We start from the raw sequence: 26,479 nt of genomic DNA on the forward strand, positions 1-26,479 counted from the left end.
TTTTATTGCTCAAATGGTGGCAACTGGAAAATGACCGGTTGCAATACCATTTCCTGCGTAATCCGCGCGATCAGCTGTCGTGCCTGTGACAGGTGGTGCGACGGAAACATGGTATCATATTCCGGCTTTTCTGTAGCATTCATGACCACCCCTTCCCGAAAACCCGGTTCATAAGGGTCAGCTGATAATAGATCTGTATCAAAACCGCTTTTTGACAGCATATCCATTACCATGGCTTCCCGCATGCCGGTATGCCCTGCTTCAACGGCTGTTACTTTCAGTACATAGCTGCATTCCTTAAAAGGAATAATGACTGACGCGATGTAAGTAATGCCGTTGGGCTGCTGCGGGAATTTAAACAGGGTGCTTACCAATGGGATGTGTTGGTGATGGGACAGGTCCACAGCGATGATACCTCCCCCTGCCTGCGCCACGGAAGACCGGAAAAACTGCCGGATGACAGATAGATCCTTTGCGGAAGGCAGGTCCGGCGGAAGATCAAAATAATTAACGGAAACGGATATACTTTGTTCTGGATTGACCCAGTGAATAATACCGGAGGTATCTCGTACCTTCTCCCATCCTAAATCAGGGATGCTCACGGCTTTTATAGGGGCAGCTTTTTTACGAAAGAAGTTAAACATAGGTATTTGTAAGCTATTGGGACAGTTTGCAAAATAATCAAAATAGCCTGTAAGCATATAAAAATAAATGGCCCCCGCCATGACAGCTGCCTTTGAGCCATAGCGGGGACCAGTGAATAATGGTGTGCTTAGAAATTAGATGACAGGTAGTTGCTGCAGTTAGGATCGGAACCGGCTAATGTGCTGGCATTGTAAGGCGGACGGTTCGTGTTGCAGTATTTAGCTTCTGCTGACACTGCAAAGTATTCTGCCTGATTGCTCAATACATAGGATCCTGCTGGATAAACGTTGGAGGAACGACAATTCTGCCACAGATTATAGATGGTGGAATTGTTGAAACCGCCTGATACCCAATTGTCGTGCAGGTAGTGGAACAGTTCATGGAAGATAACGTTACCTGGTCCGGTATGTACGCTCCGGTAAACACTGAAGTTTACAATATAAACGTTGCCGTTAGTGTAAAACAGGTCGCCCTGACCGGGAGCATTGTACACATTGATGGGACAGTTGGTCATCCTTGATTTGGTAGTACTGGTTGTGCTGGTGTTGTACAATTGATCGATTTCTCCATTTACCAATGTCTTGATGTCATTAGGCACGGTGCCATAATAGTTAACAGTAAAATTACGGTAGGCGGCAGCTGCTACGAGGCCAGTGGCTTCGCCTCTGGCATTTTTGTTTTTGTTGAAGAGGTCGATGATCTTTTGCCTTTCTGGTGTGATGGTAAGGTGATCTTCAACAAGTTGTTGCGCGGGTGTTTCAGGGGCTACAGCAGGTTGGTCCGCTTTTTTACAACCGTACTGAATGGTGATGGTTAACAGCAGAACAATAGCTGAGTTAACGAGGGTTTTGGTGTGTCTCATTGGTAAGATTTTGGGTGAAGGTTATTACTCGCCTGAACGGGCCAGACAAGTGGGTTTCAAAAATCACACAATGCTACAAACTAAAACTGCTATTGAGCGTCAATTGCTGTGGGGTTACAGGCTGTCATTGCCTAAAATGTGACGCCGAGAATGAACACGTTGGTACTCACCATTTTGTCTGAGATATTTACTATCTCATCATTTATTTTAATGTCAGGAGGATATTTGTAGGTATAACCACGGTATAAATAAGACGCATATACGCCGAACTGTTTGAAATGCCGGATGATACCGGCTCCCACACCCCAGAAATATTTGCCTGTTTCATTAAAAGTGGTCATCTGCTGAATGCCGGATGGGGCTGTCAGATTTTGTATTTGTTTGACATTGTAGTTGTTGTAGCCAAACTGACCGGCAACATAGGGGGACCAGTTTTCCAGCCGGTATTTGATTTTCAGGTCCAGGAACACCGGGATCATGGTATGACCATCAAAAGATGTCAGCTCTACTGCCGGCCCGATGTTGACAAGGTTCCATAGTTCCACATTGCCGGCGAGACCGCCACCGAAGGCGCCGTCGTGTATCATGCCGTAAGCATAACCATACAGCAGTTTGTCCGTTTGTTGCGCAATGCTGAAAGCTGGCATCATTAACAGTAAGAACAAAAGTTTTTTCATGGTGATCGCATGTTTAAATGATCAGGGAATCCCTTACTTTAACAGATGGCCTATGGATATTGTTGTTTGTACTGCGGTAAGGGAACAGGAGCGCTGCTACCTGTTATTTTCTCCGAAGATAATACAACAGACCGCAGGCTCCGATCACCCGTGTGGATGCTTTGCTTCCGCTTTTCCAACTGATGGCAACGGATTAACGGTACAACCGCTCTGGTATCTGTGCCAGGGTGGAAGGAAATACCTTGTCGCCCAGGCCATAAAAATGCTGAAAACTCATGATTAATGGGCGCCATTTGTCTGGGTCTACTCTGTCCGGCTGCCCATCCATCAGGATAGACGTATCAAGGTGTACACGCATGATTTTCAGTTCGAAGGTGATAATCCTGCCATGTTGCGCCGGATCATCCTGAGCAAGGCGGTGCTGGGCTATCACAGTGGCTTCCAGCTGTACCGGGCATTCTGCGGCTCCTGGTGCAGCTACTGTTGAAGAAACGGTTGGCGTAAATCCGGCCAGCGCGAATTTTTCTTTTACATGCCGGTAGCCCCGCTGCTGTTTCTTCTCCGGTACAGGATCGGCTCCGGTGGTCAGCGCCAGCCGGTCAACGGCCGCCGCTTCTGCTATGGAAGGCAGGTTCAATACACATTCCCGGGTACGGACCAGGTTTTGTGCTGTCTGGGAGGTGCTGCCCAACCCAATCATACAACGCCATCCCAGCCAGAAGGCAGATGACATCGGTGCCAGGTTATAACTGCCGTCCTCATTAATAGTGCTGATCAGCACCACTGGTGTGCCGAAATAAAGGATTGCCGGATGACTGTCTATATGCATAACATGTTTATTTATACAGTCAAAGTTGCCGCTTTGCATCAGCAGTGAAAACCCGTTTCTTGTGTTTCCGGATGGGGCATAAAAAAAGCCGCATCCGTTTGGATGCGGCCCTGGATATCCCATAATATCGTTAATCTTTTACGTCGTAGAGGATCACAAATTCCACCCGCCTGTTTCTGGCTTTGCCTTCTTCTGTGCTGTTGGAGGCAATCGGATCGCGGTCTGCCAGGCCCCAGGTAAACATCCGGTCGTTGTTTACTTTGAACTCACTGAGAAGGTCTTTGGCGCGTATGGCGCGTTTCTCAGATAATTCCCGGTTGTAACTGGCAGAACCAGTACTGTCTGTGTGGCCTGTTATCAGGATTTTGGTCTTGTTGTATTTGTTCAATACATCAGCAAAATGACCAAATGTTGGTTTGATCTCAGGTTTCAGCTCATCAGAGGAAGAAGCGAACAATACATTATTAGGAAAGATTACTTTCAAACTGTCTTTGATAATACTTACTTCCGCTTCATTCAACACATTCTTCAGTTCTTTGTACTGTTTGGTCATGTAAGCATGCGGACTGGCACTTTTCTTTGATGATGCGCAGGAAGCCATAAAAGTAACGGCCAGCAAAGCGTATACCCAGTAACGTGAGGTCATTAACATTCTTTTCATATCCTGTTTATTTGGCTGCAAAGGTATCTAAATTTCAGATTATCAATTTGTTGTGATGATATTCTTTAATATCTGATTAAAAATATATGTAAGAGAATTATTTACCGGTTCTTATGACTCGTTTTATGATAGCTCCCTTTTCACAACCTTCCCATGCCTCGTTAAATTGTTATAAACGGATAGCGTTTAATCAGCTTGTCAAACGGAAATTTTCCCTGCCACTATAGTTGTTCCATTCGAGGAATAAAAGAAGATTGTTACTAGATAACAATAGTAAAACACATTTTGTTGAAACAGGATGTATCGGAATATATATGTTGTTGGGCACATGGTATGCATCGTGGCGGATGACTGTTATACATCAGGGAGGCTTTGTGCTGTATGCATCGTACCTGGGGCTACATGGCACATCTTGTGGTGGTGGGGCGTGCTACACATCTCGGGGCTTCTACTGCCTGCGTATCGGGTGGTGACGGATTCCGGGAGTCTATATCCGGAATCCGCCACAGGGAGAAAAAAATAATTAACGTTGATAGCTGCCTACGATTTTAATCAGTCTGTCAGGATAATTGGTGATGATACCATCTACCCCTAATGACAACAACTGTTGCAGATCGGCCTCTTCATCTACTGTCCAGGGCAGTACCTGTACTTTCTTCGCGTGTGCTTCTTTTATCAGCGCTGGTGTCACCAGCTTAAAATTGGGGCTGTAGATATCCGGTACAAATCCCAGTTCTGCGATGTTGGCTTCGAATGATTGCAGGTTACCGATCAGCAGTGCAGTTGTTTGTTTAGGCCATTTTTTATGCAGTACCTGTAATGTTCTGATGTCGAAAGATTGTATGGTCACCCTGGCAGCGATTTTTTTCTGGTTAATGACTGCCATCACCCGTTCGACGAATACATCCGGAGCGGGGTTGTAAACGCCATCACCATCGGGGGAAGATTTTGTCTCCATGTTATAATACACCGGTTTCAGATGATGTTGTTTGACATAGGCTTCCACGCTGTCGATCAGATCGGTCAGCAGCGGACGATGCACATTCATTTTCTGCTGCTGCGGAAAACGCGGATGCGGTTTGGTACCGGCATCATATTTACGGATGCTGTCATAAGTCATGGAATACAGCGCCAGTTTCTTCTGCTCTTCTTTGGTGATATCGCTGCCGTCGGGTTTGCGCATGAACTCTGCTGACATATAGGCATCATGCGATACGACCACCTTATTGTCTGCTGTGATGATACAGTCCAGCTCCAGCGTGCGGGCACCCAGTTTGACAGCATTCAGCATGGCAGGAATAGTGTTTTCCGGCATCAGTCCCATACCGCCGCGGTGGGCCTGTACATCTGTTTTCTGTTGGGCGTTGCTGCTAAATCCGAGGAGACTTCCTCCCAGCAATAAAATAAGGATGCGTTTCATCTCAATTATGTTTTTTGAATCTGTTCCACAAGATACAATATTCGTTTTCGCCATAATAGCCTGCCCGCCTTGCAGCCGGGAATCATAAACTAAATTTAACGATACACGGCGCTTTCAGTACCTTGGTACGATAAAAATGAACGATGTTTGGTTGCTTGGTATTGGCCGCAGGCCTTTGGGTATATGAACCGGGAATGGTGACGGCGGCAGCCCGGCCGGAGTTGCGGGAAAACAAACAATGGATCTCTGTGACGGCTCCCTGTTACAGCTACTTCAAACAATGGATCTCTGTGACGGCTCGCAGTAACAACTACTGCAAGCAATACGTCCCTGCGGCGGCTCCCGCTTACACATGGAGCGCAGACACTGCTGCATTACCTGCCAACATACCGAAAGCGGACCATATTATCGGAGCTTTCATGGAAAAGTACCATGTGCCGGGGATGTCCGTGGCGATTACCCGTAATGGTAAACTCGTGTATGCCAAAGGGTTTGGTATAGCCAACCGGCGTACCGGTGAACAGGTAACTGCGGATAGCCGTTTCCGTATTGCCAGCGTGTCCAAGAGTATAACGGCAGTGGCTATACTAAAACTGGCAGAAGCCGGAAAGCTTTCCTTGCAGGATAAAGTATTTGGCCCCGGCGCCCTGCTGGGCACCGCTTACGGCAGCAAACCCTATGGCCACCGTATACAGGCCATCACCGTGCAGCAGTTGCTGCAACATACTGCCGGTGGCTGGTCCAATACCGCCAATGATCCCATGTTCAGCCACCCTGAATGGTCTGCCGACACGTTGTTGGCCCGTACCATCGATCAGCAGCCACTGGAGTATGATCCGGGCACCGTATACGCCTATTCCAATTTCGGCTATTGTATCCTAGGACGGATCATCGAAAAAGTGACGGGCAGAAGTTATGCTGCCTATGTACAGGAAGCTGTACTGCAACCTGCCGGTATCCACCAGATGGAAATTGGCGGCAGCACCCTGTCGGAAAGAAAGCCGGGTGAAGTGGTGTACTATGGCCAGCAGGGGCAACAGCCTTACAACTTCAATCTCTCCCGGATGGACGCCCATGGCGGCTGGATAGCATCTGCTACAGATCTCGCCTTGTTCCTCACCGCTATCGACGGTTTTAATACCCGCCTGGACATACTGTCGCCTGTATCTGTGAAGGCGATGACCACCGGTTCAGCGGTTAACGCCGGTTATGCGCTCGGATGGGCGGTCAACGCCTGGAATAACTGGTGGCACGCGGGCTCCCTTCCTGGTACCGCCAGTGAAATAGTACGTGCTGCCAACGGCTTCAACTGGGTGATACTGTGTAATACCCGCACGGATAAAGCCTTTTTCAATGATCTTGACGGACTGGTGTGGAAGATCATAAATGATCGGCAGCTGGTCTGGCCGGGTGCAGACCTGTTCCGCCGCCTCAACCGGTAAACGCCGACAGGGTTTCATTTATCCGGTTGATCCGCCGCTGCCACAACTGCCACAACAGTCCCATTTGTATGGCCATGATCACCGTGGCACCGGCCAGCAGCCAGTATTTGGGCGTAGTCCATGTGATGCCGGTGCAAAAGAACACCAGGATGCCAGACCAGCCCAGCATCCGCGAGCCTACCGATAACCAGGCATACTGTTTCAACTGCCGTATCTTTTGCTGCAAAGACTGCAATATGTCCGGTTCCCTTAACCGGCCTGCCGCCAGGAGATAACCGTTGATATGCTGTACCAGCATACAGGCCACAGACAATACCAGGATAATGTTCAGGTACAGTGGTTTGGTGTGACCGTCAAAAAAATCGTAATACACCAGCAGGAACACGGCGTAACTACAGCCTTCCAGTAACAACTGCCGGCGTATACGGGACATGACGGGATGCCCGCCCTTTGTACGTACCAGCGCCTGCAAGTTGTCATGCGCTGGTAGTGTAGCCTGTTGCCAGGCTGTTTTTAATGGATCGTTTGTCATGGGTCATGATTTTAGAATGGTCTTCAGTTTAGCTTTAATACGATTGAGTTTTACCCCTACATAATTCACATCGATGCCGGTAATGGCCCCTATCTCCTGATAGCTAAGGTCTTCCAGGTACAGAGTGATGATCGCTTTCTCTGCATCAGAAAGCTGTTGCAGGGCCCGAAACAACTGCTCCTGTTGTTCGGTGAGTACCGGAGCGGGAACGGCAATATTATCGGGCAGGGAATCCTGGTAGCTGACCCGGGGTGTCTTTTTCCGGAAAGAAGCCAGCGCTGTATTCAGCGCAATACGGTAAATCCAGGAAGAAAGCTTCGCCTGGCCCTGGAAAGACGGATACGACTTCCAGAGCTGATAAATAATTTCCTGAAAAAGGTCTTCCCTGTCTTCCGGCGTGTCACGGTACAAACGGCATATCTTATGAAGAATGCCCTCATGTTGCCGCAGCATACCTAAAAATATTTCCTGATTCATGGACAGCAGCTGTTTGGGGATATTAGTTGCTGAAGGAGCAAAAAAACTTACAGCCCGCCTGGAAAATTTTCAGATTTTGGTATTTAATTATTCAGGAGCTGTTTTTACTAAAACAACCCGCTCAATAACCCAACATCAAAATATCAAAATGATGTAACTTTTGTTACGGTGGCCAGGTTCCGCGTAGTGGCCACAAGGCCCAGTTTCTTTTCGAGGTAGTTATTGGAGAAGGGGGACGCACCTGTATTTTTTTTCATCAGCACATATACTTCCCTGCTGTTCATCCGGTAGGTTTCAATGTCGTTTTGCATGGTCTCCAGGATAGCCGCAGCCTCTTTGCCGGGAAGGGTTTGCAGGAAAGCAATGTATATCTGCAGGTCTTTGTCGGGAACAATGCCGGGATAAGGATTATTGTCAAGCACTGCCTGTATTTCAGCCACACTTCTGATACAGGTGGGCACATCGAAGCCCAGGTTTTTCTCCAGCAGCTTCTCTATTTTGGATTCCAGCGCTGTACTGTTGCTACCGGAGTCGAAGATAACATTGCCGCTCTGGATGTATGTTTTTACATTTTTTAGTCCGGCCTGCTCAAACAACGCTCTGAGGGCTTCCATTTTTACCTGCCGGCCACCTACATTAACGGCCCGCAGGAATGCAACGTACCTGGTCATAACTTCGTTAGTTTTTGACTCAATACTACGGCAAAGAATCCATAAAATGCAGCGGCCATCACAATGGCGAGATAGTCCATGCTTTTGCGGAACATATGTGGCTGCTGCCGGTAAAACAACAGGATAGCACTGGCAACAACGATGATGAGCAGCCAGAATACCGGCTTATGACGGCCCTGTACTTCCGGCGGCAGGTAAGGACGCGGAAGACGCATAAAAAACCAGCACAACAACAACAGCCCCACGGCTGAAGTAAGATATTGCATCAGGTACCATATCTCCATCGTTTCTCCGAAAATGACCGCTTCTCCCTGTAGAAAAGGAAACAGCTGTACATAATAGCCATGGCCATGTGTAAAACCATCCAGGAAAAAATGGGTAAGCGTACCGGCTATGATGGACAGTATCACCACGACATAGTTTTTCCGGAAATAACTGCTCCACTGAAAATACCTGAAATGATGCAGCCGGGCGCCCGCCCAGGCAGGTAAATAACGTATCAGCGCTGGTTTGGCTAATTCATGGTATAAAAACGCCAGCAGCAACGCTAATGGAATGTCGTATAAGAAAATGCCCCACCACTGATGCCCGTCATCGAAATAAGGATCAAACAGGACAAAATAGAAAAAGTCAGGTACCATCGCGCCTATCATCAGGCCGGTCATGGAAAGGTAGGGTCGCTGTCTGCAGGTAAGCGGCAAAACAATGGCTATATGAGAGATGGTAAAAGGCATAGCGGCGTAGTTGTGGCTAAATTTAACGCATATGTTGGTATTATGTTAAAATTCGAAAAGTTAAATTATTGTGCTTGTGCAAATTGTCCATCATTTCCAGTATTTTATCCAACATATAAAAGACAGGCCGGAACTAAATTTGTTGGGTCTTTGAAAACATAAAAAAAACAATGTGCTATGACTAACTGGAAAATTGATGAATCACACAGCGAAATAGGATTCAAAGTAAAACATCTCATGATCACGAATGTGAGCGGCTACTTTACACGCTTCTCCGGCAGTATTCAGACAGAAAGCGAGGACTTCCACGATGCAACGATATCTTTTGAGGCTGCAGCCGATAGTATCGATACACAGAACCAACAACGGGATGAGCATCTGCGTAACGGCGACTTCTTTGATTCTTCCAACCACCCTAAAATCAGCTTCACGTCTACAAAAGTGAAAAAGATAGACGGCGAAAAATATAAACTGGTGGGAAATCTCACTATTAAGGGCCAAACCCACCCGATTGAACTGGAAGTGGAACACAACGGTGTCTCCGTTGATCCATGGGGCCAGCAAAAAGCCGGTTTTGCGCTGAAAGGCCGTCTGCACCGCGCGGACTACGGCCTGCGCTGGAATGCCACTACGGAAGCCGGTGGCATCGTTCTCAGTGATGAGGTGAAACTCAATATGGAAATACAGTTGGTCAAATCTTGATCATATCCTCCGTCAGACGCACGGCATCGGAGCATAGAAATGCCCGGTGCCGGCGTCTGTTCTTCTTTGCGTGCGGTAATTGGTTTATCTTCGCGGCAGATAACCAGCGCAAATGAAATTTGAACAATACCATATATCTTCTGAAATTAAGGATAGCCTCGCGGAATTGGGCTTTAAACGTCCTACGGACATTCAGTTCAAAGCTATTCCCTCTATCCTGAAAGGAGATGACGTGATGGCCATTGCCCAGACAGGTACGGGCAAAACGGCCGCTTTTGCCATTCCCGTACTGCACCGGCTCCAGCAACAGGACCGCTACCAGCGGAAAGGCAAATATGAAGTGAAATGCCTGGTAATGGTGCCTACGCGCGAACTGGCCATCCAGATCGCGGAGGTGTTCCAGCAAATCGGCCAGTATACAGAGCTCCGTATACTCGCCCTCGTGGGCGGTGTGGACCAGGCCCCACAGGTCAAATTCCTGGAAAAAGGGGTGGACGTGCTCATTGCTACGCCCGGTCGTATGTTTGACCAGCTGAACCAGCAACACCTGGACCTCACCAAGGTGCAGACGCTGATCCTCGATGAGGCCGACCACATGCTGGACCTGGGCTTTATCCGCGATATTCGCGATGTGATCAGGCATATCCCCCGCCAGCATCAAACCTTGTTTTTCTCTGCTACGCTCGATAAAGACATTAAAGACCTCGCTTATTCCGTGGTCAATAACCCTATCCGTATACAGATCTCCCCCGAAGATCCGGTGTCTAAAAACGTTACCCACTCCGTGGCCTACGTGGAAATGGATGATAAACGCTTCTTCCTGGAACGGCTGGTAAGGGAATTCCCGGACAAAAAAATCCTGGTGTTTGTACGTACCAAAGTACGTGCGGAAAGAGTGGTGGCTGCCATGGCCCGCGTTGAGATCGGCTCCCTGGCCATGCATGGCGGCAAAGAACAGGATGACCGCCTGCAGGTAATGGAAGAATTCAAAAAGGGTGATGTCCGGGTATTGATCACTACCGATGTAAATGCGCGTGGTATTGATATCCCGAATGTGGATTATGTGGTCAATTACGATCTGCCGGACGTGCCGGAAAACTATGTACACCGCGTAGGCCGTACCGGCCGTGGCGTACAGAAAGGCCGCGCAGTCTCTTTCTGCAGCACGGAAGAAAAGCCGCTGCTGGACGCTATTCAGAAGTTCATCGGTAAGGAAATCACGGAAATGAAGATCAATAAAGGGGATTATGAAGACACGATCCGTTTCTCCGAAGAGGCGCCTAATGATAACTGGCAGTTACTGATAGATCAGCACCAGGAAGAAATGGCCAAACTGGGCAAGAAAAAGAAGAAAAAGAAATAATAACGGTTACCCATACACTTTTTTCATTCCGCGATAAAGCAGCTGTGCTTTGTTACGCATGGCCTTGCTGTCGGGGGATGGGTGCAGCTCGGCATGGAGGATAGCCATACCGTATAGCAATGGTATCTTCTGAAAGTTGATATTGTTGTTGTGAAGGTCGTTTTCCCAGTTATTGCCGGCATAGCTGTCTTTGTAGCTCTCTTCCATGGCGTCATACTGTACCTGGCAACTTTCTTCATCAAACCAGCCGGCCATGGCGGCAATGCCGGTCAACTCTTCCATCAGGGCTCTTTCTTCCTGCTCATCAGGGCGGGAGCGGCCATAGAGGAGCACCATGTACAAGGTTGCCAGGGTGAGGATAACGGCAATGGCTATAGATATTTGGCGGGGCCGGTCGCCTGCAATGAGAATGGCTGCGATACTGCTTACCACCAGCGGGGCACGCAGATAGCCGGCGATAACACTTTCGCGGTTTAGTTTAATCCGGAACCCTTCTTTTTCCTGTCCTTGCTTACCTACCACCAACATGGAATAGAGTGGTTTGACAGGGAGTATCACCAGTGCGAACCTGGTTTCGATTTGCTGATGGTTGAATTTTTTGACTGCACCGAGGAAAATACTGCCAATGGCCATGTATGAAAGGGTTTTAAGGGTAAGAACAAATCTAGGATAATATTCAGAACTTTTCTGATTTGCGGTTTTTTTGATTTCACCGCTTGATAAAAGCGAAGGCCAAAGCAGGTATTAATCTGCTTTGGCCTTCGCTTTTTATTCGCAAAATCCCTGAATATTATTGTTTAACGATTTCAGCGTTTACCAGGATATCAACAGTTGGTGCTACTGCGTATACGCCGGAAGGCAGTTTGTCAGCATATTTCACGCCGAAGTCCAGACGGTTGATGGTAGCTTTGGCGGTGAAACCTGCTCTCCACAGTCCCCAAGGGTCTCTTACTACGCCATTGTAGGTAACGTCAAAGGGTATACGTTTGGTGGTGTTACGGAGGGTAACATCAGCCAGCATGATGTATTTGTTGCCGGTTACTTTTTTGAAGGATACGCTTTTTACCTTGATATCAGGGTATTGAGCGGCATTGAAGAAGTCATCTGATTTCAGGTGACCGTCACGTTGGTCTATACCGGTGCTGATGCTGTTCACATCGGCAGTGAAATCTACTTTTGCGTTCTGGAAGTTGGTGCTGTCGGCAGTTTCAATGGCGCCGCTGAATTTGGCGAAATGACCTTGTACATAGTTAATGCCGAGGTGTTTTACGCTGAAAATGATAGCGGTATGGGCCGGATCGGCATTCCATTTTACCTGTGCAAAAGAGGCGATGCTGGCTAATACCAGGAGGGCGGTGGAAAAAAATGCTTTCTTCATGTGTTGTTATTGTTGTTGTTGTTGTATGAAAAGAAATTAAAATTATTTAGTCAGTTGACGGTCTACAGACCAACGGCCTGCACCTTTGATCAGCAGGGCTAACAGGATGCCCAGTACCAGTATGTGGTATTCAAAACCTTCTCCTTTCTGAGTACCTCCCCAGTTCATAAAGAAACCATTGGCGGTATGCACAGACGTGGCAACCAGCATTACAGCTGTCAGCATTAAAGCCCACAGGCGGGTGGTGAAGCCAAACAAGATCAGCAGGGAACCAATACTTTCTGAGATGATGACAAGGAAAGCAAGGATAGCGGGCGTTCCATTGGAAGTAAAGTAGTTAATGGTGGCTTTGAAACCATATCCGCCAAACATGCCGGCCAGTTTCTGTAAGCCATGTGGCAGCATCACGATAGCCACTGTTACACGGATAATAAACGATGTAATACTATCATCTGTTTGCAATAAGCGCTTAAACATAAAAGGGTGTTTTTGTTGTTTGTTATAGTGTTTAGGTATTTAATTCGATATAATTATAATACAAAGTCGAAACAAGTATTGTATATACAACTGTTAGGGCAAAAAATAATCTCCGTCAATCAGGAGAATCAGTAGCCATCATGGCCATCACAGTTTAATCCCTTAGTTTGTCCAGCATATCCCCCAGCAGCTTCACTTCAGACGCCGTGAGCTTTTCGGCCAGCAGCTGATCATTTTTATCCATGGCCGGGTCCAGCTCTTTCAGCACCTCCATGCCTTTATCTGTGATTTTGATCTCTACCTTACGGCGATTGGTAGGGCATTGGATACGTGTCAACAACTCTTTCTGGCGTAATTTCTCCACCAGGCGGGTGGCGTTGCTCATCTTATCCATCATACGCTCCTGGATATCCAGCAGATTCAGTGGATTAGGCCGGCTGCCCCGCAGGATACGCAGTACGTTGTATTGCTGGGAAGACAGATCATACTTCTTCAATAAGTGCGAAATGCCCACCTCCAGCCAGTTTGCCGTAAATACAATATTTAACATGGCCCGCTGATAGTCGTTAGCAAATTTTACCTGTTTTATTTCATCCTCCAGTCTCATAATTACAATTACCACTGTTGTATATACAACAAAGGTAAGTGTATTTTTCATTCCGGCAAATTTTTTTTAAAAAAGTAAAAAGCTGCTGACACAGGGTTGTCACAAAAGGGTGTTTTCTTTGTGTCATAATAATAAACAAACAAACTATGATAAACACTACTGTCACTCCTGCAACTGCTACCGCTGAATTGGTTAACTACGCAAAAGGCTTTGCTGGCTATGAATTATGGGCTATTAAAACCACGGTGGAATGGTTAAAGACAAAAGATGCTACGCTGTTGGAAACACCGGTAGTTTCCAGCTATGGAACAATTAAAGAAACATTGAAGCACATGTGGGATACCTCCGCCTGGTGGATAAAAAACCTCCGCGGCGAACATCCGTCACTCACTTTTGGTCCATTTGAGTGTAATGAGTCCGTCGCAGAGGTATTGGATGGAGTAGTGAAACAAGCAGAAGAGCTGATGGAGCTGGTTAGCGCGATGACACCAGAGCAACTGGTACAGGCTTACCCCGTAACCATCCCGTTTACCGGCGATTTTAATATTCCAGGTTATGAAATACTGTCACAGATCACCCATCATACTACCTATCACCGCGGACAGATAATAACCATGGGGCGCCATCTTGGTATCACCGATGCTACCAACACGGATTATATGTTTTATCTGCTGGTAGGAGAAAAACGCTACTAGCTGTTAGTCCCGCCGTCAATAGTGATGGCAGTGCCGGTGATATAACCACTTTCCGGTGAAGCCAGGAAAGTGACCAGGGAAGCGATATCCTCTACTTTACCATATTCTCCCAGGGAAATATTTTTCCTTTGCGCATCGGCATGTGCTCCGTCAGCGGGGTTCATGTCGGTGTCAATTGGACCTGGCTGTACCAGGTTAACGGTAATGCCTCTTGGCCCCAGATCACGGGACAGGCCCTTGTTGAAGGCGGTGAGCGCTGATTTGCTCATGGCGTAAAGCGTTCCATAAGGACCAGATACCCGATCGGCCATGCAGCTGCCGATAGTAATGATACGGGCGCCTTTGCCCATATGTTTGGCGGCTGCCTGGGAACCTACAAACACAGCCCGGGCATTGATGTCCATGGTTTGGTTGTATTCTTCCAGCGTATAATCTTCAAACGGTTTCATGACGGCGATACCGGCATTATTAACGAGTATGTCTATACGCCCAAATTCGGCTACGGTTTTATCTACTGCCGCTACTACTGCAGAAGGATCTGCACTGTCTGCCGCAATGGCCAGGCTACGCTGTCCTTTGCCGGTAAGCTCCGCCGCTACACTGGCTGCTTTTTCAGCTCCCTTGTTATAAGTAAATGCTACGGTTGCTCCTTCGGCTGCCAGTTGTTGTACAATGGCCGCACCCATTCCGCGGCTGCCTCCTGTTACCAGGGCTATCTTGTTTTCCAGACGTTTCATATGATTTGATTTTATGCCTGCAAAGCTAGATGGGGTGCGGGAAATAAAGAAGAGGAGATGTAATTGTTAAGGACTAACATAAATGTTAGTCCCTATTACTATAAATATCTTTCGTGGAGAATACGGAGGTGATGTATCTGATGGCCTACCATCGTAAAACCCATAGCCAGCACACACATCTGGTATTTCCAGGAAGTGCCCGTTCTTAATAGTGCTTCGTCGGGAAGGCTGCGGAAAAGCGCAATAGTGGATTGTCTGATCGCAATCAGTTCCTGCAGCACGTCTTCAAAAGAACGTTGTGCCGTGAAGGCCTCGTCAGCATAGAGGTCCTGATCAAAGCCGGGTGTGGCGTTTTTATCATTACGCGCAAACACCAGTGCCCGGTAGGCAAACACTCTTTCTGTATCGGAGATATGCTGGAATACCGCTTTGACGGTCCATTTGCCGGGTGCATAGGCATAGTCGCCCAATGCCGCCAGTTTAGCTTTGTCCAGCGTTTGCAGCTCCTGCAGCGACTGCTCAAGGGCTTCCATAATAGAAACATCCGGTACCTGATCAATGTACCGGCCAAAATATTCAGGGTCCGGGTAGATGGCCTGCTTTTTCATGTTATGCTTTCTTTTTGGCGTAAAAATAATTGATGCCTAAAACTACGATACAAATGAATAACCCGAAAAATTCACGGGTGTCTTCTATCCATGGTTTTTCTGCTTTCATGGTTTGTGCAATGTTCTCTGCCTGATGTTGAGAAAACCAGTCCACTACCCCGTCTTTGGTGAAGAATAAATAGATCGCATATACGAAATAGATGGCGATGCCCGTCAGATACCAGCGGGGATAAAACCGCTGCCGCGCTGCCAATCCACAGCATACGGCGGAGAACAAATAAATAGGCATCCATACGTAAGGATCAGGATCGTTGTATTGCAGCCCCGCGAAGACAATAAAAACGAAACAAAAGATAATGTTGAAAATTTTCATGGCCCGGAATAATTGAGACGCTAAACATACATAAAAGATCAAGTGCTTGTACTTTTTTAGCCATAAAGTATTGTACTTTTTTATCCCGCCGGTGTGGATTACTGTAAGAATGCCCCCACAAATTTTTTTTATTTAGAGAAATGTTAAAAGAACACTTGTCTGGGCTAATTTAATGTTATATATTCGACTTATTGTAAGAAAAATTCCACGTGAGAACCAAAATCTGAAGAAGAAAAGTGTTAGTACTAATTTGAACCGTTTCTCACTAGTTCATTGTCAACAAATCAATTGTTTACTAAAAAACGTTGCTTTATTCCATGTAGTTAAACCTTGGTGTAAACATGCCCGCATCCATGTCTTGCATCTTCAAATTTGTGGTTTTTAATTGTTGAACAGACAGTTATTGTTTGTGCTGTCGTCGCTGTAACGCATCATACAGGGGCCGGAGCAGATAATGCCTGTACATGACACCTGTTTTTGCCGACTTTCACACTGCATTGCCGGAATGGGATTGTTATGCCGTAAACTGTCTGGTGGACAAAGGAACATACAAGACAGGTACTTTATTTTTTAACCGATTTTTCTAAAACGTTACCCTTCAACCACGTTATGAAAAAACATTTTTACCAGGGACTGGCCGTTCTCTTATGCGGCATACTGCTATTACTGGGCAGTAGTAACGTATTCGCACAAACGAAAATTACGGGAAAGGTGTCTGATAAAGCATCAGGCAACCCATTACCGGGCGTTTCGGTATATGTAAAAGGTACTAACCGCGGTACCGCTACTGATCCCAACGGCAGTTTTACCATTCAGGCTAAATCGGGAGAAACATTGGTGTTCTCCTTTGTAGGTTTTGATCCGCAGGAAGCGGTAGTCAGCTCGGGCACTGTCAACGTACAGCTGGCCGAAAAAGTTGGTTCACTCGAAGAAGTCGTAGTGACCGGTTATTCCAGCCAGAAGAAAAAGGACCTCACCGGCGCGGTGTCTGTCGTGAAGGTGGAAAACATTACCAAACAACCTACCTCGCAGATCGCTAATCAGCTGCAGGGACAGGTGTCCGGTATTACCATCGTAGGTACTGGTCAACCCGGCCAGGAACCACAGGTATCGGTACGCGGTAAAAATACCTTCGGTAACAATACGCCGCTGTACATTATAGATGGGGTGCCTATCTCCAACCTCGCGGATGTAAACCCTAACGACGTACAGACCATGCAGGTACTGAAAGATGCAGGCGCAGCCTCTATCTATGGTGCGCGTGCAGCCAACGGCGTTATTATCATCACCACCAAAAGAGGTACCGGTAAAGTAAAAGTACAGTACGACGGTTACTACGGTACACAAAGACCACAGCGTGGCAATCCTTTCCACATCCTCAATCCACAGGAACAGGCCGACCTGCTGTGGATGGCTACCCGTAACAGCACTGCATCCGGCAGCACACCGGTGTTTGATGATGTGCTCTACGGTAAAGGTGATAAACCGGTACTGCCGGATTACATCTTCCCCGAAGGCGCCATGGAAGGAGATCCCCGCGTAGATCCATCTAAATACTATCTCATACCAGACTATAAAGATCCGGGGCTGCTGAATAGCTTCTATCGTATCAACAAATCCAACAAACAAGGCACGGACTGGTACAGTGAGATATTTAAGCCCGCTCCCATTACCAGTCATAATATATCTGTGGCCGGTGGCGGAGATATCGGCAGCTACTTCTTCTCCATGTATTATTTTAATCAACAGGGTACGCTGACCAATACCTATAACAAACGTTACGCGGTAAGGGCCAATAGTAGCTTCAATATCACCGATCATATCCGCGTGGGCGAAAACATGGAATATTCCATTATTCAGAACCCGCAGATCGGTATTCTCACAGAAGGCAGCGGTATCGGTATGGCTTTCCGTGAGCAAAGCATCATCCCGGTACGTGATATCAAAGGCAACTATGCCGGTACCTGGGGCGGTGCGTTAGGTAATGCGCGCAACCCGGTGGCGATACAGGACCGTTTCGGCAGCACCAAAGCGCTCGCCAGCAGATTGCTGGGTAGCGTATATGCCGAAGCTGACATCCTGAAAGACTTCACCCTGCGCACCTCTTTCGGCGGTGAAATCTATTCCTTTAACAACCACAACTTCACCTATCCGGAATACGAAAACAAAGAAAATACCAGCGTGAATTCCTATACGGAAACTACCGGTAACGGCTATGACTGGACCTGGACCAATACCCTCAGCTATCACAAAAAGATAGCCCGTGAGCATGACCTGAAAGTGATGATCGGTACAGAAGCTTTCCAGCAGGTAGACCGTACACTGACTGGTACCACTACCAATTATTTCTCCTTCGATCCAAACTTTACCACGCTTACCTCCGGCTTCGGTACGCCCGTAAACGGCAGCGGCTATGGCTCCAATACGTTGTTCTCCCTGTTTGGCAGAGTAGATTATTCCTTTAAAGACAGGTACCTGCTGGGCGCCCTGATCCGTCGTGACGGTTCCTCCCGTTTTGGTGCCAACAACCGCTATGGTAACTTCCCTGCGGTGAGCGCGGCCTGGCGTATATCCCAGGAAGAATTCATGAAAAGCATTACCTGGATATCCGACCTGAAACTCCGCGGTGGCTGGGGTATTATGGGTAACCAGATCAATGTGGACCCCGCCAATGCCTTTACCACTTTCACCTTTAATAAGGCAACCTCCTTCTATGACATGACCGGCAGTACCAGTAATCTGGCCACCGGCTTTATGCAGGGAAGAATTGGTAACCCAAATGCCAAGTGGGAAAGTAATACCAACTCCAATATCGGTATCGATGCGACCCTGTTCAGAGGTGCATTGGAGTTCTCCATTGATTACTATAACAAACGTATCAAAGACCTGCTGTTCAACCCTGAGCTGCCCGGCGTATACGGCGCTGCTGCACCGCCTTATGCCAACGTAGCCGAAATGAAAAACCATGGTTGGGATTTCTCCGCTACCGGTAACATGCAGCTGGCTTCCAAACTGAAACTTACCCTCACCGGTACGTTCACCAGCTACAAAAACGAGATCCTGAAAATATCTGAATCTGCTCCCTATTTTGAAAGAGATACCCGCCGCTATGGTGTAGCGATTATCCGCAACGCAGTAGGCCGCAGTATCAGCGAATTCTTCGGATATCAGATCGATAAATTCTGGGATAGCAAAGAAGAAGTGGACGCTGCCAACAACGCCGCAAAAGCCAAATATCCCGGCCTTTCAGAATATCAGCAGGCAGCAGCCCCCGGCCGCTTCCGTTACAAAGACGTAAACGGCGATGGTAAAATCGACGCACAGGACCGCACTTATCTCGGTAGCCCCAATCCTGACTTTACCTACGGCCTGAACATCGGCCTTACCTATAAGAACTGGGATTTCTCCATGTTCTTCTATGGTGTGCACGGCAACAAAATCTGGAATCAGGTAAGATGGTGGACCGATATCTATGGTTCCTTCAACGGCGCAAAAAGCAAAACAGCTTTGTATGATTCCTGGCTGCCTGACCGTAAAAATGCCAAAGCGCCTATTCAGGAGCTGAAACCTAACTTCAGCACTTCCGATCCTCCAACATCCTATTATGTTGAAAACGGTTCCTACCTCCGTGCTAAAAACCTGATGCTGGGATATACTTTCCCTGCTTATATGCTGAAGAGAGTAGGCGTGGAAAAACTCAGGATATATGCACAGGCGGCCAACCTGTTTACCATTACCAAATACACAGGTCTCGATCCTGAAATTACCGGTAATACAGACTCCTTCGGTATCGACGAAGGCGCTTATCCTAACCAGCGCCAGTACCTGGTGGGTGTTACACTGAATTTCTGATCTGATTATTTGAATTGTTAAACTGAGAAAAATGAAAACATTACGATATACTAGTGCAATATTGCTCGTGGCTGCGCTGCTGAACAGTGGATGCTCCAAGGACTTTCTTGAAAAGCCGGCGTATAGTTCATTGTCGGAACAGATCGTGGCCAACAAGGATGGTGTGAACTATTTGCTCGTAGGTGCTTATGCGGCACTCGATGGTTCTGGTACGCCTACCAGCTCCCTCGGTGGCGGTAATGCCTGGGAGGCTGCATCCACCAACTGGGTGTATGGCAGCGTGGCAGGTGGCGATGCACATAAGGGCAGTGAAGGTACCGACCAGACGCCTATCAATGAAATTGCCATCTGGCAGCCCAACGTCGCCAACTCTTTCTTCAATACCAAATGGAGGGCAGTGTATGAAGGCGTTGCCCGTTGTAACAATACCCTGAGGCTGATGGCACAGGCTAAAGATATGTCTGATGCTGATAAAACAAAGGTAACGGCAGAAGCACGGTTCCTCAGGGGGCACTATTATTTTGAACTGAAGAAAATGTTCAATAACGTGCCTTACGTAACGGAAACTACCGCTGACCCGCTGGTGTCCAATGATGTGGACATATGGCCCAATATTGAAGCTGACTTTAAATTTGCGCAGGCCAATCTGCCGCCTACACAGCCGCAGGTGGCCCGTGCCAACAAATGGGCTGCACAGATATACCTGGCTAAAGTCTATCTCTATCAGAAAAAATATGCAGACGCCCTGCCGCTTTTCAAGGATGCCATCGCCAACGGCGTAACTTCCAATGGTCTGAAATATCAGCTCACGGATAACTTTGAAGACAACTTCGACGCGTCTAAAAAGAATAATTCGGAATCCGTATTTGCGATCCAGATGTCTGCCAATGACGGTACCAATGGTATCGCCAACGCCAATATGGGAGATATGCTGAACTTCCCGGCCAACTTCAAATGCTGCGGTTTCTATCAGCCTACTTTTGACCTGGTAAACTCCTATCGTGTAGATGACAACGGCTTGCCTTACCTGGATGATTATAATCAACATGCAGTGAAGTCTGATATGGGCATCAAGGCCACCCAGCCGTTTACGCCGGATAATGGTCTCGTGGACCCGCGTCTGGACTGGACGGTAGGCCGTCGTGGTCTTCCTTATCATGACTGGGGATACTTTGCGGGTTCCTCCTGGATACGCGATCAGTCACAACGATATGCCGGTCCCTATGCCACTAAAAAAATGGTGTACTGGAACTATAACAAAGACAAATACATGGACAACAACTCCTGGGCGCCCGGTACAGCCATTAACGTATTACTGATCCGTTTCTCCGATGTATTGTTGATGGCAGCTGAATGTGCTGCTGAAACAGGAGACCTGGGAACAGCTATGACGTATGTCAACCAGGTGCGCAGCCGTATGAAAGATCATCCGGAAGGCTGGGTGCACGATTATAAAGATCCGGCTAACCCTATCCAGGGCTTTGATCCGGCTAAGCCGCTGCCTTATTATAAGATTGGCTTGTATACCGCTTTCCCGGATGTGACGTATGCGCGCAAAGCAATCCGTTTTGAGCGTAAGCTGGAACTGGCCATGGAAGGGCATCGCTTCTTTGATTTGTCCCGCTGGGGCATTGCAGACCAGGTACTGAATGCTTATTTCGCTTTTGAAAGCGCTATCACAGATGATGTGAAAGGTGGTCATTTTACGAAAGGCAGAAATGAATATTTCCCCATTCCACAACGACAGATAGACCTGACGCTGAAAAGTGGTCAACCTGTATTGAAACAGAATACAGGATACTAATCTATACCGCGTAAACTTCGGGACAGGAGCAAAGCAGCCGCATGAAATTTTTTTCACGGAGGCTTTGCTCCTGTCCCGTAATGTTTAATTTGTAACTTGTAATTTATACCAAAATCCAAGAGATGAAAGGACTTGTTCCGGCCACGTTATGTACCGTATTTAGCGGCCTTGCGATCTTTAGCAGTTGTTTTGCCCCGTCAGCCAAAGAGAAAGGAAAAATGCTGGCAGATAAATATTGTTCGTCCTGTCATCTGCCGGTAGATCCATCTATGCTGGACAAAGAAACATGGACCAAACATGTGCTGCCGGCCATGGCGCCTAAACTGGGTATCCGGGTCTGGTCCGGTGATCAGTATTATCCGGTGGAAGGCCAGCGGCAGCAGGGCCAGATATCTTTTCAGGAATGGGTGGACCTGGTGAAATATTTTGAACAGCAGGCACCTGAAAAGCTGAAACCAGCCAAACCACCGGTACCGCTGCAGCATGATTGGTTCGGATTCTCCATTAAACGGCCCGTTGGTGTGGATTCGGCCGGAGTGGCGGCCACCACGATGGTTTCCTTTGATACCGCGGCCGCCCACATTTTTACCAGCGATACGTATAAGAGTACGCTTAACACCTGGGACAGTTCCCTGCGTAAAATCAATGCGTGGCAACTGCCTTCCGCGGTGGTGGATATCCTCTACACGCAGGATAGCGGAAAATCATCACCTGCTATCATCACCCAGATCGGAAATATGAGAGCAATCGATGAGCCATCGGGCATTGTAAGCAGGCTCAACATTAATAATCCGGGCAGTAAAAAGACGGACCTCATGCCTTTTCTGAAACGTCCGGTACAAACACTGCGGGCGGATTTCGACAAGGACAATCTGGTTGACCTGCTAGTTTGTGCCTTCGGGCATAACCAGGGTGGGTTGTATTGGCTGAAACAGTTGCCCGATCACCGTTATGAGCAGAAGACGATTACAGAGGTGCCAGGGGCCATACACGCAGAAGTGGGGGATTTTAATGGTGACGGATGGCCGGACGCCATGGTGCTTTTCGCCGCAGCGGACGAAGGCATCTGGTTATATGAGAATGACCGGCACGGAGGTTTTAAATCTACCAATCTGCTGAGATTCCCGCCACTCAATGGTTCTACCAGTTTTCAACTAGTGGATTTTAACCAGGACGGTAAACCTGATATACTATATACCTGCGGAGATAATGCAGATTTTTCTATGGTGCTTAAACCTTTTCATGGTTTGTACGTCTATATCAACGAAGGTCACAACAGCTACCGTCAGGCATGGTTTTATCCCGTGAATGGCTGTACAAAGGCTGTAGCAGCAGATTTTAACCAGGACGGTAAAACAGATATCGCGGCGATTGCTTTTTTCGCAGACATGAAAAATAATCCTGCAGAAAAATTTATTTTGTTTGAAGGAAAGGACCATCAGCTGAACTTCACGCCCCATGCGCCTCCTATCGAAAAGGAAGGGCGCTGGATTTGTATGGACGTAAGAGATATGGATGGTGATGGAGACCAGGATATCATACTAGGAAACTATGGAAAAGGATTTAATATACTGGATGGATATACGCCTGATTGGAAGGAGTATCAACCCTTTATAGTGCTGGAGAATAAACGGAAGTAAAAAGTGTAACGTAAAAATCGATGGTTTATTTGGAGAAGAAGTAGAATAATATGTATATTACAGCCGGTAAATATTTCCACGAACGGGTACTTATATATGTCGGGTCACACATTGCAAATAAATGCACTAATTGTTACTGATGTAACGTACCTTTGCTCTTTCAATTCAGCTCATCATCATAGCAAGATATTTTCATGGTGCTATAGCCAGGCAGCATGAATAAAGATATCCTGATGTATAATCAGGTTTTAGAATGGCGGAAGGAGAGGCAGCAATGCCTCTCTTTTATTTTTATAACCACCTATCAAATATTAGCCCTATAAATCGGAAAATCTGCCCAATCCTGTTTATTTTTAATCAGAAATCAGTGTTCTCATTCTAAACAGGATTGTTCAAGTGGCGGAATATGTATATGACAGGCAGAAAATAAGCGAAGGACTTGCAGCCATTATTGCCGGCAATAGTAGTGATACAGCCAGAGAATGGCTACAGCAGCGGTTGCAGAAGGCCGCTTCCCTACCGCAGTTTAACCAGACTTTTACCGCGATTCCCAGGTTCACCGGAAAAAATATGATCGTCGTGTCGCCGGAACAGGCTGCAGTACTGCAACAGCAGGTACCCGGATTCTTCGTACACGGGTGGACGTTAGACCGCCTGATACGGGCATGGTGGTTGTTGCAACTCGATACTTCCGATAAAGCGGTTTATCTCGACACCATCGAAAAACTGTTCCTCTCGGCCGAAATGAATGAACTGGCCGCGCTATACAGTGCGCTACCTTTGCTCGCCTGGCCGGAAGAATGGAAACTTCGTACAGCCGAAGGCGTTCGGTCCAATATCGGGGTGGTACAGGAAGCCATTATGCTCCGGAATCCATACCCTGCCCGTTACCTGGACGAGCCCGCCTGGAACCAGCTGGTGATGAAAGCGATTTTTACCGATAAACCGCTGCACCTCATCACCGGCCTCGATGAACGTAGAAATGCTGCATTGGCGGCTATCCTGACTGATTTTGCACACGAGCGCTGGGCTGCCGGCAGAAAAGTATCGCCTATGCAATGGCGGCTGCTGACAGCACTGATTACGGCAGATAATATGGCAGACCTCACCCGGGTATGGCATTCTGCCGATCAGACGGAAAAAGCTGCTGCGGCCCTCGTATTTGCCTATACAGATTATGCACCGGCCAAAACATTATTGGCCTCAGATCCGGCACTGACTGCCGAAATACAAAGTGGCGCCCTCAACTGGGACGTCATTGCTGCTAAATTATCCCAGAACTAAATCTGAAAAATTATGTGTGGTATTCATGAACTGACCGAAAAAGATCTTCAACCGTTAACTTATACACCGGCTTACCTTGATAAAATAAAAGGCATGCGCTTCTTTGATCCGCATGTACACATGACCTCCCGTACAACAGACGACTATCAGGCTATGGCAGATGCCGGCGTGGTAGCCTTGATTGAGCCCGCTTTCTGGCTGGGACAACCACGTACCGGGGTAGATACCTTCCGCGATTATTTCAACAGTATCCTTGGCTGGGAACGATTCCGCGCGTCCCAGTTCGGTATTAAGCACTACTGCACCATCGGGCTTAATTCCAAAGAAGCCAACAACGAAGCGCTGGCAGAAGCTGTCATGGAAATACTGCCACAGTTCATCTATAAAGAAGGCGTGGTAGGCGTAGGTGAAATCGGTTTCGATGACCAGACACCGCTTGAAGAAAAATACTATCGTGCCCAACTGGAACTGGCCAAGGAAGCCGGTTTACCGGTACAGATACACACCCCTCACCGTGATAAGAAAAAGGGCACACAACGGAGCATGGACATCGCCATGGAACATGGACTGGCGCCTCACATGGTCATTGTAGACCACAACAATGAAGAAACCGTGAAAGAAGTGCTGGACCGTGGCTTCTGGGCGGCGTTTACCATCTACCCCTTTACAAAAATGGGTAATGAGAGAATGGTGGAAGTCGTGAAACAATACGGCAGCGAAAGGATTATGGTCAATTCAGCAGCCGACTGGGGTATCAGTGATCCGCTCGCCGTTCCCAAGACAGCAGCCCTGATGCACGAAAGTGGTATTGACTTGAATGACATTCATTTGGTAACTTACATGAATGCTGTAAAGGCATTTGCGCAAAGCGGCCAGATAAATGAAGCGGATTTTGATTTAGCCGGAAATATTGACCAGAGCGAGAAATTTAATGGAAGCACCGTTTTACGTGGAGGCCAGCAGCCCAGAATTAATAAAAATACAACCATCATCCGGTAAAGGCCTGGCAGTTTCGTTACTGCTGGCAATGAACCATGAAAACCTGTTATTCGGTGAGTTATATTGTTAGCAAAGTAATCGGATACTTGCGCCTGATGCGCCCGGCCAATATTGTCACCGCCATTGCGGATATCCTGGCGGGTGTGGCCATTTCCGGCTATTTCCTGAATGTGACCGTTGAAACACTGACACTGGACCAAACACTTCCGGTGGTATGCCTGTGTCTTGCTACTGCCGGCTTATACGGCGGCGGCGTTGTATTCAATGATGTATTTGACGCAGAACTGGACCGCACAGAACGGCCGGAACGGCCCATTCCCAACGGCGTTATCTCGCTTACCCAGGCCATCATCCTGGGGAGCTACCTGCTGCTGGTGGGTGTCCTGGCGGCCTTTTCGGTAGGGGGAATCAATGGCCTCGCCGGCTGGCTGGCCATTGCTACGGCAGTTGCTGCACTCGTATATGATAAATGGGGAAAACACCACCCTTTCCTTGGGCCTGTTAATATGGGCCTGTGCCGGGGCCTGAACCTCCTCCTGGGTATCTGCATCGTACCAGGAGCAGTGGCTACCTGGTGGTGGGTAGGGCTGGTACCTATTCTCTATATCGCAGCGGTGACCAACATCAGCCGTGGAGAGGTATATGGCGGTACGACCAACAGTATCCGGATTACGGCTGTCTGTTATACTATTGTATTGCTGACAATTGGTACCGTGGCCATTTTTCACCATAACGGCTGGAAAGTGTTGCCCTTCCTGCTGCTGTTCGCATGGATGATTTTTACACCACTACGGAATGCATGGAAAAATCCCATCGGGCCTAACATCGGCAAAGCGGTGAAAGCTGGTATCGTGGCGCTGATCGTCATGAATGCTTCCTGGGTGGCAGCTTTCGATGCACTGAGTTATGCATTGGTAGTACTGCTGTTATTGCCGATCTCTTTGTCACTCGGCAAAGCTTTCGCCGTCACCTGAGCCGGTTACTAAACAGTCGGGCATAGCAACGGCCTT

At 47.7% G+C, this 26,479-nt stretch carries 28 protein-coding genes; 11 read left to right on the forward strand and 17 right to left on the reverse strand.

The window, feature by feature from the left end:
- Positions 1-2: 2 nt before the first annotated feature.
- From HHL17_RS06375 to HHL17_RS06400, 6 genes are all read right to left on the reverse strand, one after another.
- On the reverse strand, positions 3-644 hold the full coding sequence (locus tag HHL17_RS06375) for a hypothetical protein (RefSeq protein ID WP_169223920.1): 642 nt from the start codon (positions 642-644) through the stop codon (positions 3-5).
- 128 nt (positions 645-772) lie between these two features.
- A complete protein-coding gene (locus tag HHL17_RS06380; protein ID WP_169223921.1) occupies positions 773-1,507 on the reverse strand; it encodes a hypothetical protein in 735 nt (244 codons plus the stop codon).
- 131 nt (positions 1,508-1,638) lie between these two features.
- The gene (locus HHL17_RS06385) at positions 1,639-2,184 is read right to left on the reverse strand and encodes a hypothetical protein (protein ID WP_169223922.1); all 546 of its coding nucleotides are present in this window, start codon (positions 2,182-2,184) and stop codon (positions 1,639-1,641) included.
- Positions 2,185-2,377: 193 nt separating this feature from the next.
- Positions 2,378-3,013, reverse strand: coding sequence for a flavin reductase family protein (locus tag HHL17_RS06390; RefSeq protein ID WP_169223923.1), 636 nt, complete (start codon positions 3,011-3,013; stop codon positions 2,378-2,380).
- Positions 3,014-3,143: 130 nt separating this feature from the next.
- Entirely contained in the window at positions 3,144-3,674 is a 531-nt protein-coding gene (locus HHL17_RS06395; RefSeq protein ID WP_169223924.1) for an OmpA family protein, read from the reverse strand.
- Positions 3,675-4,197: 523 nt separating this feature from the next.
- A complete protein-coding gene (locus HHL17_RS06400; RefSeq protein WP_169223925.1) occupies positions 4,198-5,094 on the reverse strand; it encodes a glycerophosphodiester phosphodiesterase family protein in 897 nt (298 codons plus the stop codon).
- A gap of 143 nt (positions 5,095-5,237) precedes the next feature.
- On the opposite strand from HHL17_RS06400, the gene HHL17_RS06405 reads away from it, so the two are divergent.
- Positions 5,238-6,536 carry a serine hydrolase domain-containing protein gene (locus HHL17_RS06405; protein WP_169223926.1) on the forward strand — a complete coding sequence of 433 codons (1,299 nt, stop codon included), beginning with the start codon at positions 5,238-5,240 and terminating at the stop codon, positions 6,534-6,536.
- Here the strand turns inward: HHL17_RS06405 and HHL17_RS06410 are convergent.
- Both HHL17_RS06410 and HHL17_RS06415 read right to left on the reverse strand, forming a co-directional pair.
- On the reverse strand, positions 6,526-7,068 hold the full coding sequence (locus tag HHL17_RS06410) for a hypothetical protein (protein WP_169223927.1): 543 nt from the start codon (positions 7,066-7,068) through the stop codon (positions 6,526-6,528). The two genes, HHL17_RS06405 and HHL17_RS06410, sit on opposite strands and share 11 nt — an antisense overlap.
- A gap of 3 nt (positions 7,069-7,071) precedes the next feature.
- The gene (locus HHL17_RS06415; RefSeq protein WP_169223928.1) at positions 7,072-7,545 is read right to left on the reverse strand and encodes an RNA polymerase sigma factor; all 474 of its coding nucleotides are present in this window, start codon (positions 7,543-7,545) and stop codon (positions 7,072-7,074) included.
- Between HHL17_RS06415 and HHL17_RS06420 the strand changes: the two genes are divergently transcribed.
- Positions 7,544-7,702 carry a hypothetical protein gene (locus HHL17_RS06420; RefSeq protein ID WP_169223929.1) on the forward strand — a complete coding sequence of 53 codons (159 nt, stop codon included), beginning with the start codon at positions 7,544-7,546 and terminating at the stop codon, positions 7,700-7,702. The two genes, HHL17_RS06415 and HHL17_RS06420, sit on opposite strands and share 2 nt — an antisense overlap.
- Here the strand turns inward: HHL17_RS06420 and HHL17_RS06425 are convergent.
- Together HHL17_RS06425 and HHL17_RS06430 are read right to left on the reverse strand one after the other, a co-directional pair.
- Positions 7,689-8,216, reverse strand: coding sequence for a DUF1697 domain-containing protein (locus HHL17_RS06425; RefSeq protein WP_169223930.1), 528 nt, complete (start codon positions 8,214-8,216; stop codon positions 7,689-7,691). The two genes, HHL17_RS06420 and HHL17_RS06425, sit on opposite strands and share 14 nt — an antisense overlap.
- Positions 8,213-8,950: a DUF4184 family protein gene (locus tag HHL17_RS06430; RefSeq protein ID WP_169223931.1), complete on the reverse strand. Its 738-nt coding sequence runs from the start codon at positions 8,948-8,950 to the stop codon at positions 8,213-8,215. Before HHL17_RS06430 ends, HHL17_RS06425 begins: the two co-directional genes overlap by 4 nt.
- A 177-nt stretch (positions 8,951-9,127) precedes the next feature.
- On the opposite strand from HHL17_RS06430, the gene HHL17_RS06435 reads away from it, so the two are divergent.
- On the forward strand, positions 9,128-9,652 hold the full coding sequence (locus tag HHL17_RS06435; RefSeq protein WP_169223932.1) for a YceI family protein: 525 nt from the start codon (positions 9,128-9,130) through the stop codon (positions 9,650-9,652).
- A gap of 112 nt (positions 9,653-9,764) precedes the next feature.
- The gene (locus tag HHL17_RS06440; protein WP_169223933.1) at positions 9,765-11,015 is read left to right on the forward strand and encodes a DEAD/DEAH box helicase; all 1,251 of its coding nucleotides are present in this window, start codon (positions 9,765-9,767) and stop codon (positions 11,013-11,015) included.
- Positions 11,016-11,021: 6 nt separating this feature from the next.
- On the opposite strand, the gene HHL17_RS06445 is transcribed toward HHL17_RS06440, so the two are convergent.
- The 4 genes from HHL17_RS06445 to HHL17_RS06460 form a co-directional block, all read right to left on the reverse strand.
- Positions 11,022-11,648: a hypothetical protein gene (locus HHL17_RS06445; protein WP_169223934.1), complete on the reverse strand. Its 627-nt coding sequence runs from the start codon at positions 11,646-11,648 to the stop codon at positions 11,022-11,024.
- A 157-nt stretch (positions 11,649-11,805) separates the two neighbouring features.
- Positions 11,806-12,393, reverse strand: coding sequence for a YceI family protein (locus HHL17_RS06450; RefSeq protein ID WP_169223935.1), 588 nt, complete (start codon positions 12,391-12,393; stop codon positions 11,806-11,808).
- 42 nt (positions 12,394-12,435) lie between these two features.
- Complete coding sequence (locus HHL17_RS06455; protein WP_169223936.1) at positions 12,436-12,870, reverse strand: DoxX family protein; 435 nt, start codon at positions 12,868-12,870, stop codon at positions 12,436-12,438.
- 154 nt (positions 12,871-13,024) lie between these two features.
- The gene (locus HHL17_RS06460) at positions 13,025-13,528 is read right to left on the reverse strand and encodes a MarR family winged helix-turn-helix transcriptional regulator (RefSeq protein WP_206155922.1); all 504 of its coding nucleotides are present in this window, start codon (positions 13,526-13,528) and stop codon (positions 13,025-13,027) included.
- Positions 13,529-13,623: 95 nt separating this feature from the next.
- On the opposite strand from HHL17_RS06460, the gene HHL17_RS06465 reads away from it, so the two are divergent.
- Positions 13,624-14,172 carry a DinB family protein gene (locus HHL17_RS06465; protein ID WP_169223937.1) on the forward strand — a complete coding sequence of 183 codons (549 nt, stop codon included), beginning with the start codon at positions 13,624-13,626 and terminating at the stop codon, positions 14,170-14,172.
- On the opposite strand, the gene HHL17_RS06470 is transcribed toward HHL17_RS06465, so the two are convergent.
- The 3 genes from HHL17_RS06470 to HHL17_RS06480 form a co-directional block, all read right to left on the reverse strand.
- Entirely contained in the window at positions 14,169-14,909 is a 741-nt protein-coding gene (locus HHL17_RS06470; RefSeq protein ID WP_169223938.1) for an SDR family NAD(P)-dependent oxidoreductase, read from the reverse strand. The two genes, HHL17_RS06465 and HHL17_RS06470, sit on opposite strands and share 4 nt — an antisense overlap.
- Before the next feature lie 98 nt (positions 14,910-15,007).
- On the reverse strand, positions 15,008-15,517 hold the full coding sequence (locus HHL17_RS06475; protein WP_169223939.1) for a DinB family protein: 510 nt from the start codon (positions 15,515-15,517) through the stop codon (positions 15,008-15,010).
- Position 15,518: 1 nt separating this feature from the next.
- On the reverse strand, positions 15,519-15,890 hold the full coding sequence (locus tag HHL17_RS06480) for a transmembrane 220 family protein (protein WP_169223940.1): 372 nt from the start codon (positions 15,888-15,890) through the stop codon (positions 15,519-15,521).
- 609 nt (positions 15,891-16,499) lie between these two features.
- On the opposite strand from HHL17_RS06480, the gene HHL17_RS06485 reads away from it, so the two are divergent.
- The 6 genes from HHL17_RS06485 to eboC all read left to right on the forward strand — a co-directional run bounded on the left by HHL17_RS06485 (position 16,500) and on the right by eboC (position 26,443).
- Positions 16,500-19,742: a SusC/RagA family TonB-linked outer membrane protein gene (locus tag HHL17_RS06485; RefSeq protein WP_169223941.1), complete on the forward strand. Its 3,243-nt coding sequence runs from the start codon at positions 16,500-16,502 to the stop codon at positions 19,740-19,742.
- Between the two features lie 31 nt (positions 19,743-19,773).
- On the forward strand, positions 19,774-21,546 hold the full coding sequence (locus tag HHL17_RS06490) for a RagB/SusD family nutrient uptake outer membrane protein (protein ID WP_169223942.1): 1,773 nt from the start codon (positions 19,774-19,776) through the stop codon (positions 21,544-21,546).
- Positions 21,547-21,668: 122 nt separating this feature from the next.
- Positions 21,669-23,186: an FG-GAP repeat domain-containing protein gene (locus tag HHL17_RS06495; RefSeq protein ID WP_169223943.1), complete on the forward strand. Its 1,518-nt coding sequence runs from the start codon at positions 21,669-21,671 to the stop codon at positions 23,184-23,186.
- A 396-nt stretch (positions 23,187-23,582) separates the two neighbouring features.
- A complete protein-coding gene (locus HHL17_RS06500) occupies positions 23,583-24,470 on the forward strand; it encodes an EboA domain-containing protein (RefSeq protein WP_169223944.1) in 888 nt (295 codons plus the stop codon).
- 12 nt (positions 24,471-24,482) lie between these two features.
- The gene (locus tag HHL17_RS06505) at positions 24,483-25,469 is read left to right on the forward strand and encodes a TatD family hydrolase (RefSeq protein WP_169223945.1); all 987 of its coding nucleotides are present in this window, start codon (positions 24,483-24,485) and stop codon (positions 25,467-25,469) included.
- Between the two features lie 53 nt (positions 25,470-25,522).
- Positions 25,523-26,443, forward strand: a complete 921-nt coding sequence (gene eboC, locus HHL17_RS06510) for a UbiA-like protein EboC (RefSeq protein WP_317166522.1) — start codon at positions 25,523-25,525, stop codon at positions 26,441-26,443.
- Positions 26,444-26,479 lie beyond the last annotated feature (36 nt).

The organism is Chitinophaga fulva, assembly GCF_012927205.1.
GTDB lineage: Bacteria > Bacteroidota > Bacteroidia > Chitinophagales > Chitinophagaceae > Chitinophaga > Chitinophaga fulva.